This is a genomic window from Kocuria sp. WRN011, from assembly GCF_002295155.1.
GTDB lineage: Bacteria > Actinomycetota > Actinomycetes > Actinomycetales > Micrococcaceae > Kocuria > Kocuria carniphila.
Map to the genome: position 1 here is coordinate 243,666 of NZ_NSGI01000001.1, position 14,697 is coordinate 258,362.

Annotated in this window: 16 protein-coding genes; 14 read left to right on the forward strand and 2 right to left on the reverse strand. The window is 64.7% G+C overall.

Going from position 1 to position 14,697, the window contains the following annotated elements:
• Nucleotides 1–48 precede the first annotated feature (48 nt).
• Nucleotides 49–789: a hypothetical protein gene (locus CKW39_RS01135; protein ID WP_095796350.1), complete on the reverse strand. Its 741-nt coding sequence runs from the start codon at nt 787–789 to the stop codon at nt 49–51.
• A gap of 166 nt (nt 790–955) precedes the next feature.
• Here CKW39_RS01135 and CKW39_RS01140 point away from each other — a divergent pair, with 166 nt between their 5' ends.
• On the forward strand, nt 956–2,035 hold the full coding sequence (locus CKW39_RS01140) for a glutathione S-transferase family protein (protein ID WP_095796351.1): 1,080 nt from the start codon (nt 956–958) through the stop codon (nt 2,033–2,035).
• Between the two features lie 39 nt (nt 2,036–2,074).
• Nucleotides 2,075–2,920 (forward strand): CoA ester lyase, encoded by an 846-nt coding sequence (locus CKW39_RS01145; protein ID WP_095796352.1) that lies wholly within the window; start codon nt 2,075–2,077, stop codon nt 2,918–2,920.
• A 128-nt stretch (nt 2,921–3,048) separates the two neighbouring features.
• On the opposite strand, the gene CKW39_RS01150 is transcribed toward CKW39_RS01145, so the two are convergent.
• Nucleotides 3,049–3,753 carry an HAD family phosphatase gene (locus tag CKW39_RS01150; protein WP_095796353.1) on the reverse strand — a complete coding sequence of 235 codons (705 nt, stop codon included), beginning with the start codon at nt 3,751–3,753 and terminating at the stop codon, nt 3,049–3,051.
• Nucleotides 3,754–3,872: 119 nt separating this feature from the next.
• On the opposite strand from CKW39_RS01150, the gene CKW39_RS01155 reads away from it, so the two are divergent.
• From CKW39_RS01155 to CKW39_RS01205, 12 genes are all read left to right on the forward strand, one after another.
• Nucleotides 3,873–4,856, forward strand: a complete 984-nt coding sequence (locus CKW39_RS01155) for an LLM class flavin-dependent oxidoreductase (RefSeq protein WP_254049214.1) — start codon at nt 3,873–3,875, stop codon at nt 4,854–4,856.
• Between the two features lie 76 nt (nt 4,857–4,932).
• Nucleotides 4,933–7,161, forward strand: coding sequence for a 4-alpha-glucanotransferase (gene malQ / locus CKW39_RS01160; protein WP_095796355.1), 2,229 nt, complete (start codon nt 4,933–4,935; stop codon nt 7,159–7,161).
• A gap of 263 nt (nt 7,162–7,424) precedes the next feature.
• Entirely contained in the window at nt 7,425–7,553 is a 129-nt protein-coding gene (locus CKW39_RS15855) for a hypothetical protein (RefSeq protein ID WP_256382218.1), read from the forward strand.
• 100 nt (nt 7,554–7,653) lie between these two features.
• Nucleotides 7,654–7,890, forward strand: a complete 237-nt coding sequence (gene rpmB / locus CKW39_RS01165) for a 50S ribosomal protein L28 (RefSeq protein WP_016997590.1) — start codon at nt 7,654–7,656, stop codon at nt 7,888–7,890.
• 1 nt (nt 7,891) lies between these two features.
• The gene (gene rpmG, locus CKW39_RS01170; RefSeq protein ID WP_016997591.1) at nt 7,892–8,059 is read left to right on the forward strand and encodes a 50S ribosomal protein L33; all 168 of its coding nucleotides are present in this window, start codon (nt 7,892–7,894) and stop codon (nt 8,057–8,059) included.
• Between the two features lie 4 nt (nt 8,060–8,063).
• Entirely contained in the window at nt 8,064–8,369 is a 306-nt protein-coding gene (gene rpsN / locus CKW39_RS01175; protein ID WP_016997592.1) for a 30S ribosomal protein S14, read from the forward strand.
• A gap of 78 nt (nt 8,370–8,447) precedes the next feature.
• Complete coding sequence (locus tag CKW39_RS01180) at nt 8,448–8,732, forward strand: HU family DNA-binding protein (RefSeq protein WP_095796356.1); 285 nt, start codon at nt 8,448–8,450, stop codon at nt 8,730–8,732.
• Between the two features lie 156 nt (nt 8,733–8,888).
• On the forward strand, nt 8,889–9,506 hold the full coding sequence (locus CKW39_RS01185) for a hypothetical protein (RefSeq protein ID WP_095796357.1): 618 nt from the start codon (nt 8,889–8,891) through the stop codon (nt 9,504–9,506).
• Between the two features lie 120 nt (nt 9,507–9,626).
• A complete protein-coding gene (locus tag CKW39_RS01190) occupies nt 9,627–10,301 on the forward strand; it encodes a copper resistance CopC family protein (protein WP_095796358.1) in 675 nt (224 codons plus the stop codon).
• A 112-nt stretch (nt 10,302–10,413) separates the two neighbouring features.
• On the forward strand, nt 10,414–11,073 hold the full coding sequence (locus CKW39_RS01195; RefSeq protein WP_095796359.1) for a copper chaperone PCu(A)C: 660 nt from the start codon (nt 10,414–10,416) through the stop codon (nt 11,071–11,073).
• Nucleotides 11,063–12,340, forward strand: coding sequence for a Dyp-type peroxidase (locus CKW39_RS01200; protein ID WP_095796360.1), 1,278 nt, complete (start codon nt 11,063–11,065; stop codon nt 12,338–12,340). Before CKW39_RS01195 ends, CKW39_RS01200 begins: the two co-directional genes overlap by 11 nt.
• A gap of 81 nt (nt 12,341–12,421) precedes the next feature.
• Nucleotides 12,422–14,566 (forward strand): cytochrome c oxidase assembly protein, encoded by a 2,145-nt coding sequence (locus CKW39_RS01205; RefSeq protein WP_095796361.1) that lies wholly within the window; start codon nt 12,422–12,424, stop codon nt 14,564–14,566.
• Nucleotides 14,567–14,697 lie beyond the last annotated feature (131 nt).

The following is a 14,697-nucleotide window of genomic DNA, read 5'->3' on the forward strand; positions in this document are numbered from 1 at the left end:
GATCTGTGGAACTTTCTGTTGAGGCCGGTTCCGGCGGGAGTCAACGGATCAGTCGCGGGGGCCGCGCCGGATCCAATCCGAATCGTAGTAGTTGGGGCCGCGGTCACGATCACGGTCGCGTTGTCGTGCCTGCTCGGCGTAGTTGGTCGGGCGGAGCGGGGAATCGTCGTCATCGGGGCGGGTCAGCATGGCCATGGCCACCAGTCCGAAGCCCAGCACCGATCCCACGACCATGGTCATTCCGGCCACGATGAAAGCCAGAATGTAGTCGTCCACGAGGCCCTCGGGGATGGAACTGCCCATGACCGGCTCCACCAGGAACGATGCGCCGATTCCCAGCAGCCCGATGAGCAAGAGGGACCCCGGGATGAGCCACAGTTTGGATCGTCTGTGGATGGCCACGGCATCCGGATCGCGGAACAACGGGATGATCTGGAACTGAACCATTACGTATCCCACAACACCCAGCAGGGCCAGGGTGGAACCCACGATCCAGCCTTCGGCAAAACCGATCGCCATCAGTCCCAGTCCCACCAGTGCGCCCAGCAGGATTACAGTGAAGGACAGGCCTCGTCCCATGCGGCGCGCGGCCTTGGGGGATACATTGCGCTGCGCGCTTGGTTCCCCATTGAGTTCGACGTTCCGCGGCTCGTTGGCCGTAGCGGACGGTGTGGGCCCGGGGGCGCCGGTCGTGTCGGATTGCGGCACCCGCACGCCGTAGCGGGGGCGCTCCGTGTCGCGATCCCGGGAGTTCTCCGAGTTTTCGGAAGGATTGCTCGTTGAATTCATGATGTTCACCCCGACAAATGAAGCGGCCGATCGCCGCGTCCGACGCGGTATGTATGCAGCCACTGTAGCCCCGGTGGCTGCCCCTGATGACGGTGGTCAGCGTCATAGCAAGCTCGCACAATGATGACGTATCATCAAAATAAACCATTGATGTGAGGATCGCACCGTGACCGACGCGAAAAAGCAGGACAAAGACAAGTATTCGACCGCCGGGGCCTACGTCCACGCCGGTGAGGGATTCAATCGTGACACCACTTATATCGAGGATCGGATCGTCGCCGACCCCGAGTCCGCCGAACTGAGCGAGGGTGCGCAGGTATGGCCGGTCGAGGCGGGGCGCTACCGGCTCGTTGCCGCACGTGCGTGCCCCTGGGCCAACCGGACCCTGATCGTGCGTCGCCTGCTGGGCCTCGAGGACGCCATCTCCGTGGGTCTGCCCGGACCTACCCACGACGTCCGCTCGTGGCAGTTCGACCTGGATCCGGAAGGTAAGGACCCCGTGCTCGGCACCGAACGCCTGCAGGAGAATTACTTCAAGCGTTTCCCCGACTATCCGCGGGGCATCACGGTGCCGGCCATCGTGGACATTCACACCGGTGAGGTCGTGACCAACAACTTCCCACAGATCACGGAGGATTTCGCCAAGGAGTGGGCCGAGTTCCATCGAGAGGGTGCCCCGGATCTATGGCCCGCGGAGCTCGAGGACGAAATGCTCGACGTCATGAAGCGCATCTACACCGAGGTCAACAACGGTGTGTACCGGTGCGGTTTCGCAGGTTCTCAAGAGGCCTATGACAAGGCCTACGACCGGTTGTGGGTCGCCATGGACTGGCTCGAGGAACGCCTGGCGGACAAGCGGTACCTGATGGGCGATCACATCACCGAGGCGGACGTGCGGCTGTTCACCACCCTGGTCCGTTTCGACCCGGTGTACTACTCGCACTTCAAGTGCTCGCGCCAGAAGCTGACCGAGCTGCCCAATCTGTGGGGTTACGCCCGAGACCTGTTCCAGACTCCCGGTTTCGGTGACACCGTGGACTTCCAGCAGATCAAGGAGCACTATTTCATCGTGCACGAGGACATCAACCCGTCTCAGATCGTTCCCGTGGGTCCGGATCTGAGCAATTGGATGTCCGAGCACGGTCGTGAAAAAATGGGTGGTTCCCCGTTCGCGGACGGTGCTACCGCACCGGGTCCGGTGCGCGCCGGTGAAGAGGTCGACCCCGCGCACACGCCCCTGCGCTAATTCCAGTCCAGTAAAGTTTTTTCGAATCAGAGGAGAGTAGTGACTCCGTATCGTAATCAGCGCGCCGCAGATCTGCCCGCTCGGCTGTCGCGTTCATGGCTGTTGACCTCGGCGGCGGACACGTCTTTGTTCGCTCCGGCATTGGCCTCGGAAGCGGACTCGGTGATCTTCGACATCGAAGACGCCGTGCCCGAAGAGGACAAGGACACCGCCCGGGCCAACATGATCCAGGCCATGCACGACGGTGCGAGCGCGTGGGTCCGTGTCAATGACATCACCAGCCCCCACTGGGAGAAGGACCTGGCTGCCCTGAGCGAGGTCAAGAACCTCCGTGGCATCGTACTGGCCAAGACCGAGCACCCCGATCACATCACCAAGACGGCCATGATGAGCCGCGCCGGCACCCCGGTGGTGGCGTTGATCGAGTCCGCGGTGGGCCTGATGAACGCCTACGACATCGCTCGTGCGCCTGGTGTGTTCCGGCTGGCCTTCGGGGTGGGTGATTTCCGTAAGGACACGGGTGCCTCGGGCGATCCCATGGCGCTCGCCTTCGCGCGTTCCACCCTGGTCACCGCGTCTCGCGTGGGCGAGCTGCCCGGCCCCATCGACGGTCCTAGTAACGGCGCCACCGGTGACGAGCTCGAGGCCGCATGCAAGGTAACCCAGTCCATGGGCATGACCGGCAAGCTCTCCCTGGACCCGAACCAGACGGACGCCATCAACCACCTGCTGGCGCCCAGCGAGCAGGAGATCCGCTGGGCTCGCGAAATGATCGAGAAGGCCAATTCCGGTCACGCCGGCGCGGACGGTTCCTACCTCCCGCGCTTGGCTCGCGCCAAGAAGGTCTCGGAATTGGCCGAAACCTACGGTCTCTGGAACAGCTAGTACCGTCCTACGGTCTTTGGAACGGCTAGCGCTTTTCAGGACGACGCCGCTGCGCCCCGTTTCCTGCCTCACGGCGGGTTGCGGGGCGCAGCGGTTTCGTTATGGAGTGCGAGGGTTTCGGCGGCGGGTCACAGGCCCCAGCCGGTCATGAATTCGCGCACGCGCGGGTCCGCCAGGGAATCGGCAATGAAATGGCATGCGAGCGGCTCGTCGTGGCCGTTGGGAACACCCAGCACGTACAACCCCGCCTTGGACGCCGCCGTAGTGCCGGCGGGGGAGTCTTCAATGGCCAGGGCGTGATCGGGATCCACACCCAGTCGGCGAACGGCCTCTTCGTAGATGTCAGGAGCGGGCTTCCCGTGGGGGACATCGTCGGAACTGACCCACGTGGTGATGACTTCGTCCAGTCCCAGGGCGTGCACCTTGCGATCCAAGACCTGCGCCGTGGAGTTACTGGCCACCGCGACGGGCATCCGCTCGGCAAAGGCACGCACTGTTTCCAGGGCGCCGGGCAGGGGTTCCAGCACGGAAGAGACGACCTCTGATTCGACCTCAATCAGGTGATCGTAGACCTCGCTCAAGCTCGGCTTCTCACGGCCTTGCTCCTCGGCTACCTCACCCGCGCGGTCGGTGGTCCACTGCGCGACGTCAGCCGCGGACAATCCCATGAGCTGCTTGTGGGCAGCCTGGTTGTACTCCACGCCGTAGTCCGCCGCGACCCGTTCCTGCACACCGGCCCATGCGGTCTCGGTATCCATCAGGACGCCGTCGCAATCGAAGACCACGGCGGAGGGGTGCCAGTCTGCTGGCGGTGCGGGCAAAGAAGGCTTCACGGGGTAATCCTCACATGACGAGCGTGGTCGGGTACGGAACGGGTAATAGCATCGAAGAGCAAGATCCAGTGGACGGCCGGCGAAAGGACCACACCGTGGTAGCAACCCAGAATTCTCGCGTGAACCTGTCCGCACTGGACCTGGTTCCCATTATCCAAGATCGGCCGGTCGCCCAGTGCGTGCGCGACGCCACAACATTGGCCCAACGGCTCGAAGCGGCCGGATATGCACGGGTCTGGTACGCGGAGCACCATAATTCGGAGTCTTTCGCCTCCTCGGCCACGGCCCTGCTCATGGGGCAGGCCCTCGCCGCCACCTCTACTATTCGTGTGGGCTCCGGGGGCATCATGCTGCCCAACCATGTGCCGCTCACCGTGGCCGAGAGCTTTGGCACCCTGGAGAACTTGTACCCGGGGCGCGTGGATCTGGGACTGGGGCGGGCACCCGGAACCGATATGCGTACTGCCCTGGCGTTGCGTCGTGGTCAGGGTGGTCACGACACGTTCCGGCAGGACATTCACCAGCTCGAGCGGTACTTCGGCGGTCAGAACGGCGAGCCCATTCGCGCGGCGGTCGCCCGTGACACCAACGTTCCGCTGTGGATCCTGGGCTCCTCGACCGACGGCGCCCTGGTGGCGGCATCCCTGGGTCTTCCCTACGTGTTCGCATCGCACTTCGCCCCGGCCATGATCATGCAGGCCCTCGAGGTGTACCGGACGTCCTTCGACGCGTCGGCACCCACGGCCACTCTGGATGAGCCCTATGTCATGATTGCCGCCAATGTGCTCGCGGCCGATACCGAGGCCGAAGCCCGCAGGCAGTTCACGACCCACCAGTTGCTGGTGCGCGGGATGGCCCGCAACAACAGGGGCCCGCTGCAGCCCCCGGTGGATGAAGTGGATGTGACTCCGGCCGAAGCCGCCTTCGTGGAGCAGCACCTGGCGGTCTCCGCCGTGGGAGCCCCGCACCAGGTGGTTGAGCAGCTCGATCAAATCGTGGAGGTCACCCGGGCGGACGAGCTGATGCTCAACAGCTACGCGTTCGATCCGGAGGTGCGGGCGCGCAGCTTCGAGCTCACGGCAAAGGCATGGTCGGAGTCGTGATGCTCTGAGCCGCCGACGGACAGTCGCACAGGTCATGTGCGCGGGGGACCATCACCCGGCTGATTAGAGTGGAACCATGGCGGACAGCGGATCACACTCAGGCGAGACCTCACTGCAAACATTGGCTTCCCGCTACGGCGTGGCCACCGAATACCAAGGCTTTGACGGCCAGCCCAAAACCGTCCCGGACGACACCTTGGGCAAGGTTCTCACCGCGCTGGGTGCGGACGTTTCGTCCGAGGCCGCGGTGCGGGAGAGCCTCCGGGCCCGAGACGAGGCGCCCTGGCGGCGCATGCTGCCTCCCTCGGTGGTCGCCGAGGTCGGAACCTACACCACGGTGGACGTCACCGTCCCCGCGGGTGCCGAGACCCACGTGCGACTGTGGCCCGAAGACCGACCGGAGGCCGCGCGCGACCTGGACGCAGCGGCGTCGTCGGACACCCGCACGGTGGACGGGACGGAACGTGAGCGGCGTCGTTACGAACTCCCCGAAGACCTGGAACTGGGCTGGTACCGCTTGGAAGCGGTGTGCCCGAAGGTCAAGGAGGGGCAGGCCGAAACGATCTACGTGGCCGTGACACCGCAGCGGTTGAACACGACCGACAAGTTGCGCGGGCAGCGGCGCTGGGGGTACATGGCGCAGCTGTACTCCGTGATGTCCTCACGCTCGTGGGGCGTGGGGGACCTGTCCGACCTGGCGTCCCTCGCGGCCATCAGCGGCACCCAGGGCGCGGACTACGTGTTGATCAACCCGCTGCACGCCGCTGAGCCGGTGCCTCCCATCGAACCTTCGCCGTATCTGCCGTCCAGCCGACGCTTCTTCAATCCGCTGTACCTGCGCATCACGGACGTGGCCGAGTTCGCCTATCTTCGTCCCAACGACCGCGAGGTGGTCGAGCACCTGGCCGCCGTGCAGCGCAAGACCGTACTGGACCCGAGCAGCATCGGGCGTGACGCAGCCTACGAGGCCAAGCTCAAGAGCCTCGACCTGCTCTTCACCGTGCGGCGCTCGCCGTATCGCCAGCAGCAACTGGAATCTTTCGTTGCGCGCGGCGGCCAAGCGCTGCAGGACTTCGGGCTGTGGTGCGCCCTGCGTGAGGAGCTCGGCGAGGAGTCACCGGAATGGGACGACGGCGCTGCGTCACCGGACGCTCCCTACGCACGAGAAGCGCGCACGCGCCTCGAGAAGCGGATCAATTTCTACGTGTGGCTGCAATGGCTGCTGGACGAACAGCTCGAAGCGGCGCAGCGCGCGGCCCACAGGGCGGGCATGGACATCGGCGTGGTGCACGACCTCGCCGTGGGTGTGAGCAAGAACGGTGCCGATGCGTGGACCCTGCAGGACACCATGGCCGGCGGCGTGAGCGTGGGTGCGCCCGCGGACATGTACAACCAGCTCGGCCAGGACTGGAGCCAGCCCCCGTGGCACCCTGAGCGGCTTGCCGAGGCCGGCTATCAGCCGTGGCGGGACATGCTGCGCAACATCTTCCGACATGCCGGCGGCATCAGGATCGACCACGTGGTCGGCCTGTTCCGACTGTGGTGGATTCCGGACGGTAATCAGGCCTCCGAGGGGGCTTACGTGTATTACGACCACGAGGCCATGGTGGGTGTGCTGGCCCTGGAGGCAGAACTCGCCGACGTGGTGGTGATCGGCGAGGACCTGGGCACCGTTGAGGCAAGTGCACGGCAGTACCTGGAACAGAAGGGTGTGCTGGGCACGTCCATCCTGTGGTTCGAGATGGCCGAGGACGAGCCCCTGGACCCGTCCGAGTACCGCGAACTGTGCATGGCCTCCGTCAACACGCACGATCTGCCGCCCACGGCTGGTTACTTGGAGGGTGTGCAGCTCGAACTGCGCGAGGACCTGGGGTTGCTCGCTCGTTCCCCGGAGGAAGAACGCAAGGAAGCCCAGCAGCAACTGGATACCTTCTTCACGGCGGTGGAGGCGGCCGGTCTGCTCCCGGAGGGGGCCGACAGCAGCGAAGAGGCCAAGATCGAAGCGCTCTACCGTTACCTCGGGCGGGCGCCGTCCATGCTGTTCAACGTGTCCCTGGTGGACGCGGTGGGGGAGAAGCGGATTCAGAACCAACCCGGCACGAGTGACGAATATCCCAATTGGCGGGTTCCCCTGGCCGACGGGAACGGAATGTACGTCCTGCTCGAGGAGCTGAACCGGATGGATCGGGTGCGGTCGCTCGTCAAGGCCGTGAACGAGACCCTGGGCACGAGCTCGCGCGAACCCGGAGTGTCGGTGCCGGAACCGCTTGAACACCGGGATATCGCGGAACCGCGCGGAAAATGAGGGTCAAAAGTCAGGGGTTCCCCCGTCGGAAAAATTAGGTTAGATTAGTCTTACCTAATCTCCTGGGTGAGGAGTTGGGAACCGCACACGTGTTCTGGGGTGTGCGCCGGGTCATGGACGGCGCACACCCCGAACTCGTGTTAAAAGCACTCGAGTTTGCCCCCTGGGCACCTACCGCTAAGATAGTCCTGCGCTCAATCGCACCGTTTTTAACGTTGAGTTTGCGAGAGAGACCGTAGAAGCCTAGAATTTAAGGTTGTCGTGTGGTGGAGTCCATCTACCGGCACCTGATCTTCACCGTCTTCGTCGTGGCGAGTGCCCTGACCGGTACTGACGCGGGGCAATTAAGCACCACCGCCCAGCGCACGAACGGTGGCATTTTCTTGAGGTGACGGATCACTCTTGGCCGCAGCTGTCAGCGTGAACACAAAACATTGACAGCGACCATGCGTGCCGTCATTTCGTCGACATTAGACATTGGAGGAGAACACTATGGCAGCGCACTGCCAGGTGACCGGAGCTCAGCCGGGCTTTGGACACAGCATCTCGCACTCGCACCGCCGCACCAAGCGCCGGTGGAACCCGAACATCCAGAAGAAGCGTTACTGGGTGCCCTCGTTGCGTCGCAACGTCACGCTCAACTTGAGCGCCAAGGGCATCAAGGTGATCGATGCTCGCGGCATCGACTCCGTGGTCAACGAGCTCATTGCACGTGGGGAGAAGATCTGAGATGGCCAAGGACAAGGACGTACGTCCCATCATTAAGCTGAAGTCCACCGCAGGTACCGGCTTCACCTACGTAACCCGTAAGAACCGCCGTAACAATCCTGACCGCATGGTCATGAAGAAGTACGACCCGGTGGTTCGCAAGCACGTCGATTTCCGCGAGGAGCGCTAAATCCATGGCAAAGAAGTCCAAGATCGCCAAGAACGAGCAGCGCAAGGTCATCGTCGAGCGCTACGCCGCTAAGCGCGCAGAGCTGAAGAAGACTCTCGTGGATGAGAACGCAACCCCGGAGGCTCGCGAAGAGGCTCGCCTGGGTCTGCAGAAGCTCCCCCGCGATGCTTCTCCCATCCGCGTTCGTAACCGTGACCAGATCGATGGCCGTCCCCGCGGTACTTTCCAGCGATTCGGAATCTCCCGTGTTCGCTTCCGCGAGATGGCTCACCGCGGCGAATTGCCGGGTATCTCCAAGTCGAGCTGGTAATTTCTCACTCGGAAGCACTGGGCGCGTATGCTCCCTATTTCCATAGAGAACGCCAATTAAGTCCAGGAGGACAAGCACATGGCTAAGAACCGCAGCGAACTCGTTGCCGAGGTTGCCGAGAAAGCCGGCACCACTCAGGCCGCCGTCAACGGCGTCCTGGATGCAATGTTCCAGGTCTTCGAGAGCTCCGTTTCCAACGGCGAGAAGATCACCATCCCGGGTTGGATGTCCGTTGAGCGCACCGACCGTGCCGCTCGCCAGGGCCGCAACCCGCAGACCGGTGAGACCATTCAGATTCCGGCCGGCCACGGCGTCAAGCTGACCGCCGGCTCCAAGCTGAAGGCTGCTGTTTCCTCCAAGTGAGGTAAGCCTGCGCGGGCGTCATGCTCGTGTTAGTTCAAGGGACCGTCCACGTTTTTCGTGGGCGGTCCCTTGTTTGTCTCCGAGTTCGTGGATTCCCCAGCGGTCGCGCATAATGGAGGGGAATTCATTGGCTGATCAGATCCCCGGAGGTGTGCGGTGTCTTCGCGTGCGCGCCGTCTTGCCCGGGGCTGGGCCGCGTCGCTGATCGCCACGAGCCTGGGCGCCGCGTCTCACGCCGCCGTTGACGGCACGTGGCCTCCGGTCATCCTGATTCTCCTGTCCGCCGCGCTGGCCGCGCCCGTGTGCATGCTGGTCGCGGGTCGCGTGCTGTCCCGCATGAGCGTTGCCGCGGCCGTCGTGGCAAGCCAAGGACTTCTCCACGGACTCTTCGCCCAATCCGGGCACGGCGTGACTGCCGTTGACCACACGCATCACGTCACGGGCGCGGTTGCCGAGGGCACCCCGCAGCTCGTGGTGACCCTGGCGCCGGATCTGGCGCACCACGGCGCGGGGATGCTCTCCGCACACGTGATTGCCGCGGCCGCCACGTACGCCCTGTTACGCCACGGTGAGGTTGCCGCGGTGCGGCTGCTCGACGCCGTGTCGTTGCGCGTGCTCGCATTGGTGAGCGTTCCCGTGCTGCCCGTGATTCGCGCGGTGCCGCGGCGAATCGCGTGGACTTCTCCCCGTGCCCTCACGGATCAATTGCTGCTGCCGGTCGTGCACGGCTTCAGGGGGCCTCCCGCGCGCGGGACGGCCCCGGCTTTCGCCTAGTTCTTCAGCGTCGATCATTGGCGCTGCGGCGGGACCGGGAGTGCCGTCTCGGCCACTCTTCACATTCCGCTTCTTGCCGCCTCCCGCGGCACCAATGCGTCCGAGACGCAGGAGAATTCCATGCACACTTTTGATGCCTCAACCCCCGTTCCCGCCGCGCCCTCAGCACGGACGACGCCGCTTCGCGCGGTTGCGCGCGCCACTTCCGATCGCCGTCCGCTCGCGGTGGTTCTGCTCGCGGTGCTCACGGCCCTGTTCATGCTTGTGAGCACGGCACAGCCCGCGGCCGCCCATGACGAGATGATTGGTTCCGACCCCGAGTCCGGGGCTTCCCTGGACGCTTCCCCCGAATCGCTGACGCTGACCTTCTCCGGAAACGTCATGGACATCGGGCGTGAAATCCGAGTCACGGACTCCGCCGGTGAATCCCTGGTGGAACGTGAGTCCACCGTGGAACGCCAGCGCGTGATCCAGCCGCTCGCCAACCCCGGGTCCACCGAGGATGAAACCTACACCGTGGTGTGGCGTGTGGTTTCCGAGGACGGCCACCCCATCGAGGGAACCTTCGAGTACACCGTGGGACAGGGAGCCGGCGAGCAGGCCGGTCAGGGCCCCACCCAAGAGCCGTCCTCGGCTGCCACGGGTGAACAACGTGACGACACCGCTACCGAGGCCGCAGAGCCCGCCGGTGATTCCGGTACCCCCGGTTGGCTGATCCCTGTCATCGGTGGCGTGGGTGCCCTTGCGCTGCTCATCGTGGTGCTGGTTCTGGCCACCCGTCGGAAACAGCGCTGATCGCCCCGTATCCCCGTAGGTTTCTGGGTTTCGCGTCCTATGTCGGTCGAGGCATGGTTCGCCCGCGCCCGATCTGATCACGGCGGAACTCAGGTTCGAGAAAGACACCATCATGAACATGCCCATTGAGACTTCTACCCGTTCCCTGCCCCGGCCCTTGCGCCGTAGCGTGACCACACTGCTGGCTGCGGGCTTCGCCGTTACGGCACTCACCGGCTGCTCGGCCGACGGCAACCAAGCGAGCGGCGACACCCAAGTCCCGGCGGCGTCGGCAGAGGGAAATGCCGCGACCGAGCAGGTCGTGGAGCTGACCGACGGCTGGGCCAAGGCCGCTGACTCCAACATGACCTCCGTGTTCGGCTCGCTCAAGAACACCGGCGACCAGTCCGTGACATTCGAGTCCATCGACGCGGGGGACACTGCCGGTGTGGCAGAGCTGCATGAAACCGTGATGAACGACCAGACCGGCTCCACCGAAATGAAGCGGGTCGAGGGCGGCTTCGAGATCGCTCCGGGGGAGACCAAGACGCTCGAACCCGGCGGCGACCACATGATGCTCATGGAGCTGCAGTGCGCCGTGAAGTCGGGGACGGATCTCACGGTGGAACTGGGTTTCGACAATGGTCGGACGCAGCAGATCACCGTCCCGGTGCGTGACTACGCCGGAGCGCAGGAGCACTACGCGCCGGGCGAGGAGCACAGCGGGCACGGGGAGCATTCCGAGATGCCCAGCCCGGAATCTTCGGCCCTTCCGGAATGTCATGAGCACTGACGAGACCCCTGCTCGTGAGGGCCTGCAGCGGCGATCGCTCCTGATCGGAGCGGTCGCCGGTGCGGGCGTCACCGGCATCGGAGCGGCCTCGGCAGTAGGCCTGAACGAGGCTTTCGGGGCCGCGGAGGATCCCACCGCCGATCATTCCGACGCCGCTCGCCACGGATTGCAGGTCGAGCCGTTCCACGGTGCTCGCCAAGCCGGCGTGGCCACGCTGCCACAGGCCTTCAGCGCGTTCATCGCGCTGAACCTCAACCAGGGCGCGAGCAAAGATTCCTTGCGGCGCATGCTTCGTGTACTCAGCGACGACGCCGCCGCACTCACCCAGGGCCGCGCCCCGCTGTGGGATCAGGGACCGTGGCTCGCGGAGAATCCGTCGCGGCTCACGGTCACGTTCGGTTTCGGTCCGAAGGCCATGGCGCTGATCGATGCGGCTCGCGCGCCCGAGTGGCTCAAACCGCTACCGGCCTTCGATATCGATCAGTTGCAGGATCGGTGGAACCAGGGCGACCTGTTGCTGCAGTTGTGCTGCGACGACAAACTCACTCTGGCGCACGCCCAGCGGGTGCTGCTCAAGGACTCGAGGTCCTTCGCGAAAGTGCGCTGGATCCAGGACGGTTTCCGCAACACGGTGGGGGCCACGCCCGCGGGTCAGACCATGCGTAATTTGTTCGGTCAGGTGGACGGCACGGTCAATCCGTATCCGGGCGAAGAAGATCACGAGAAGGTGGTCTACGGGCGGGACGGTTTTGAACCGTGGATCGAGGACGGCACATCACTGGTGTTGCGCCGCATCCACATGAACCTGGACACCTGGGACGAGGCCGACACCCCCGCGCGCGAAGACTCGGTAGGGCGGAAACTGGCCGACGGCGCACCCCTGACCGGTTCCCAGGAACACGACGAACCGGACTTCGAGGCCAAGGGGCCTCTGGGGTTCCCGGTGATCGCCTCCTACAGCCATATCCGGCGCTCGCGCACCGACAATCCGGACGAGAAGATCTTCCGCAGGGTGTACAACTACGACCTACCGGTGGCGGACGCTTCCGGTATGAGTCGCTCGGGTGACATCAGCGGGGGAGTGTCCAACACGGGCCTGATCTTCGCGTCCTACCAATCGGATCCGATCCAGCAGTTCGTTCCCATTCAGAAGAAACTGGACGACATGGACATGCTCAACACCTGGACGGTGCCCATCGGCTCGGCGGTGTTTGCGATTCCGCCCGGGTGCGAGGAGGGTGGATTCATCGGAGACGGGCTCTTCTGATCGGATGAATCACTGCATCTCAGGGTCAGCGGATAAGGACACGGGAATGGCCGCCGCGCGCGGGGCCGAAGGAGCACACGAATGAGCACTGCCACTGGGGCGAAAACCCCGGGAAGCACCAAGCCCCAGCGATCCGAGATCTCGGGGTTGAGTCTCAACCCCTGGATCATTGCCGTGGTGGTCGTGGCCGCCATGATCGGCATGACCGCCGCGCTGCTGTACGGCGGTGCATCGGACCCCCGCGAGGTCGCGGACCCGGGAGCTCTGGTTCGTTGGGGTCTGCCCGCGCTGGAAACCGTGCACAACATCTCCATGGCCGTGGTCATGGGCGCCCTGCTGCTGGCCATCGGCGTGGTCCCGCGTTTCGCAGATCTCACTCGGAAGCGTCCGCCGCGCAACAGCCGAGACCAGTCGGCCGAACCGGATCACCCCGTGTATTCCTCGGTGCTCCGGCTGGCGCAGGCGGCTGCGGTCGTGTGGACGGTTTCCGCCATTGCGGTGCTGATCTTCACGTACTCGGACGTCTCGGGTACCGGGCTCGGTTCGGGACAGAACTACACCCAGCAGTTGACCCACTACATCACCGAGATCGCCACGGGCCAGGCTCAGGCGACCGTGGTGATCGTGGCCGCGGTGGTGACCACCCTGATCTTCGGTGTGCGTGCCCTGCTCGGACTGTTCTGCACCCTGGCGCTGAGCATGATCGCGCTGGTGGCGCTCGCGCTCAACGGCCACTCGTCCGGCGGCGCGGACCACATGGGTGCCGTGAACTCGCTGGGTCTGCACCTCATGGGTGTGTGCTTGTGGGTGGGCGGCCTGATCGTCCTGGCGTGGGCCAGCCCGCTGCTCGCCAAGGAATCCACGGTGATCGCCCACCGCGGCGAGACCAAGCACCGCGTCCCGCTGTTGTCCGTGGTGCTGCGCCGCTATTCCGTGGTGGCCCTGGGCTGCTACTTTCTGGTGCTGCTGTCCGGCATCATCAACGCCCAGGTGCGCATCGGCACGTGGGAGCAGCTGAACTCCGGCTACGGGCGCATCGTGCTGGCCAAGCTCGTACTCACCCTGCTGCTGGCCCTGGTCGGTTTCGCTCACCGGCAGTGGCTGATCCCTGGTGTAGAAGACGGCTCCCGGTCCCGCACTGCCACCCTGTGGCGCGTGATCGTGGTGGAGCTGGTGCTCATGGGACTGCTCATGGGTATTGCCTCCGCGCTGAGCCGCACGGCTCCGCCCGTACCGGAGGAGATGCCCACCGATGCTTCCCCGGCGCGTTTGCTCACGTGGTACGAACTGCCACCCGAACCGACCTTCGCCTCGTGGTTCACCACGTGGCGCATCGACTGGTTCTGGGCCGCAGTGGTCGTCTTCTTTGCCATCGTGTACCTCTGGGCCGCGATCAAGGTGTGGCGCCGCGGGGACAAATGGTCTGTGCTGCGAACCGCGTCCTGGCTGATCGGCCTGGTGCTGCTCATGTACGCGACGTCCGGCGGCGTGGCGGTGTACGCCCGCGTGCTGTTCTCCGCCCACATGGTCGAGCACATGAGCCTGACCATGATCGTGCCTCTGTTCCTGGTCTCCGGTGCACCCATCACGGTCATCCTCAAGGCGCTGGAACCCCGCGGCGACGGCACTCGCGGTCCACGCGAATGGATCCTGCGCCTGGTGCACTCCACGTGGGGCAAGATCGTGACCCACCCGATCTTCGCCGCGGCCAACTTCGCCTTCTCGATCGTGCTGTTCTACTTCACGGATCTGTTCCACATCACACTGCGCTACCACGTGGGCCACGAGTTCATGATGATGCACTTCCTGTTCACCGGGTACATGTTCGCTCTGGTCCTCATCGGCATCGACCCCATCCCCAAACGGCCCAGCTATCCCATGCGGTTGGTGCTCCTGCTGGCCACCATGGCCGCCCACGCGTTCATCGGTATCTCCATCATGAGCATGACCGCGGTGCTGCAGGCCGGCTGGTTCGGCAACATGGGCCGCCCCTGGGGCCCCAGCGCCCTGGAGGATCAAGAGCTGGGCGGCATGCTCATGTGGGGGATCGGTGAGTTCCCCACATTCCTGCTGGCCGTGATCGTGGCCATTATGTGGGCCCTCGAGGGCAGCAAGGAGAACCGTCGCGTGGACAGGCAAGCGGACCGCACCGACGACGCCGAGCTCAAGGCCTACAACGAAATGATGGCCAACCTGGCCGAACAGGACGAACGACGCCGCCGCTGACGTCCCAGCACGCGTCCCGATCTCGCCTCGGGCCGGTTCGCACTCGGGCCGGCACGGACATCAAGGTTGCCGACCCGCGGGACGGGGTGAGCGGCGTCGTCGTCCATGGCGCGGGCCCGTTCGCCGAACGC

Coding starts and splice junctions, on each gene's coding strand:
- CKW39_RS01180 (WP_095796356.1), top strand. CDS start 8,448: ATGGCTAAGAACCGCAGCGAACTCGTTGCCGAGGTTGCCGAGAAAGCC.
- CKW39_RS01195 (WP_095796359.1), top strand. CDS start 10,414: ATGAACATGCCCATTGAGACTTCTACCCGTTCCCTGCCCCGGCCCTTG.
- CKW39_RS01135 (WP_095796350.1), bottom strand. CDS start 789: ATGAATTCAACGAGCAATCCTTCCGAAAACTCGGAGAACTCCCGGGAT.
- rpmB (WP_016997590.1), top strand. CDS start 7,654: ATGGCAGCGCACTGCCAGGTGACCGGAGCTCAGCCGGGCTTTGGACAC.
- CKW39_RS01190 (WP_095796358.1), top strand. CDS start 9,627: ATGCACACTTTTGATGCCTCAACCCCCGTTCCCGCCGCGCCCTCAGCA.
- rpsN (WP_016997592.1), top strand. CDS start 8,064: ATGGCAAAGAAGTCCAAGATCGCCAAGAACGAGCAGCGCAAGGTCATC.
- CKW39_RS01205 (WP_095796361.1), top strand. CDS start 12,422: ATGAGCACTGCCACTGGGGCGAAAACCCCGGGAAGCACCAAGCCCCAG.
- rpmG (WP_016997591.1), top strand. CDS start 7,892: ATGGCCAAGGACAAGGACGTACGTCCCATCATTAAGCTGAAGTCCACC.
- CKW39_RS01200 (WP_095796360.1), top strand. CDS start 11,063: ATGAGCACTGACGAGACCCCTGCTCGTGAGGGCCTGCAGCGGCGATCG.
- malQ (WP_095796355.1), top strand. CDS start 4,933: ATGGCGGACAGCGGATCACACTCAGGCGAGACCTCACTGCAAACATTG.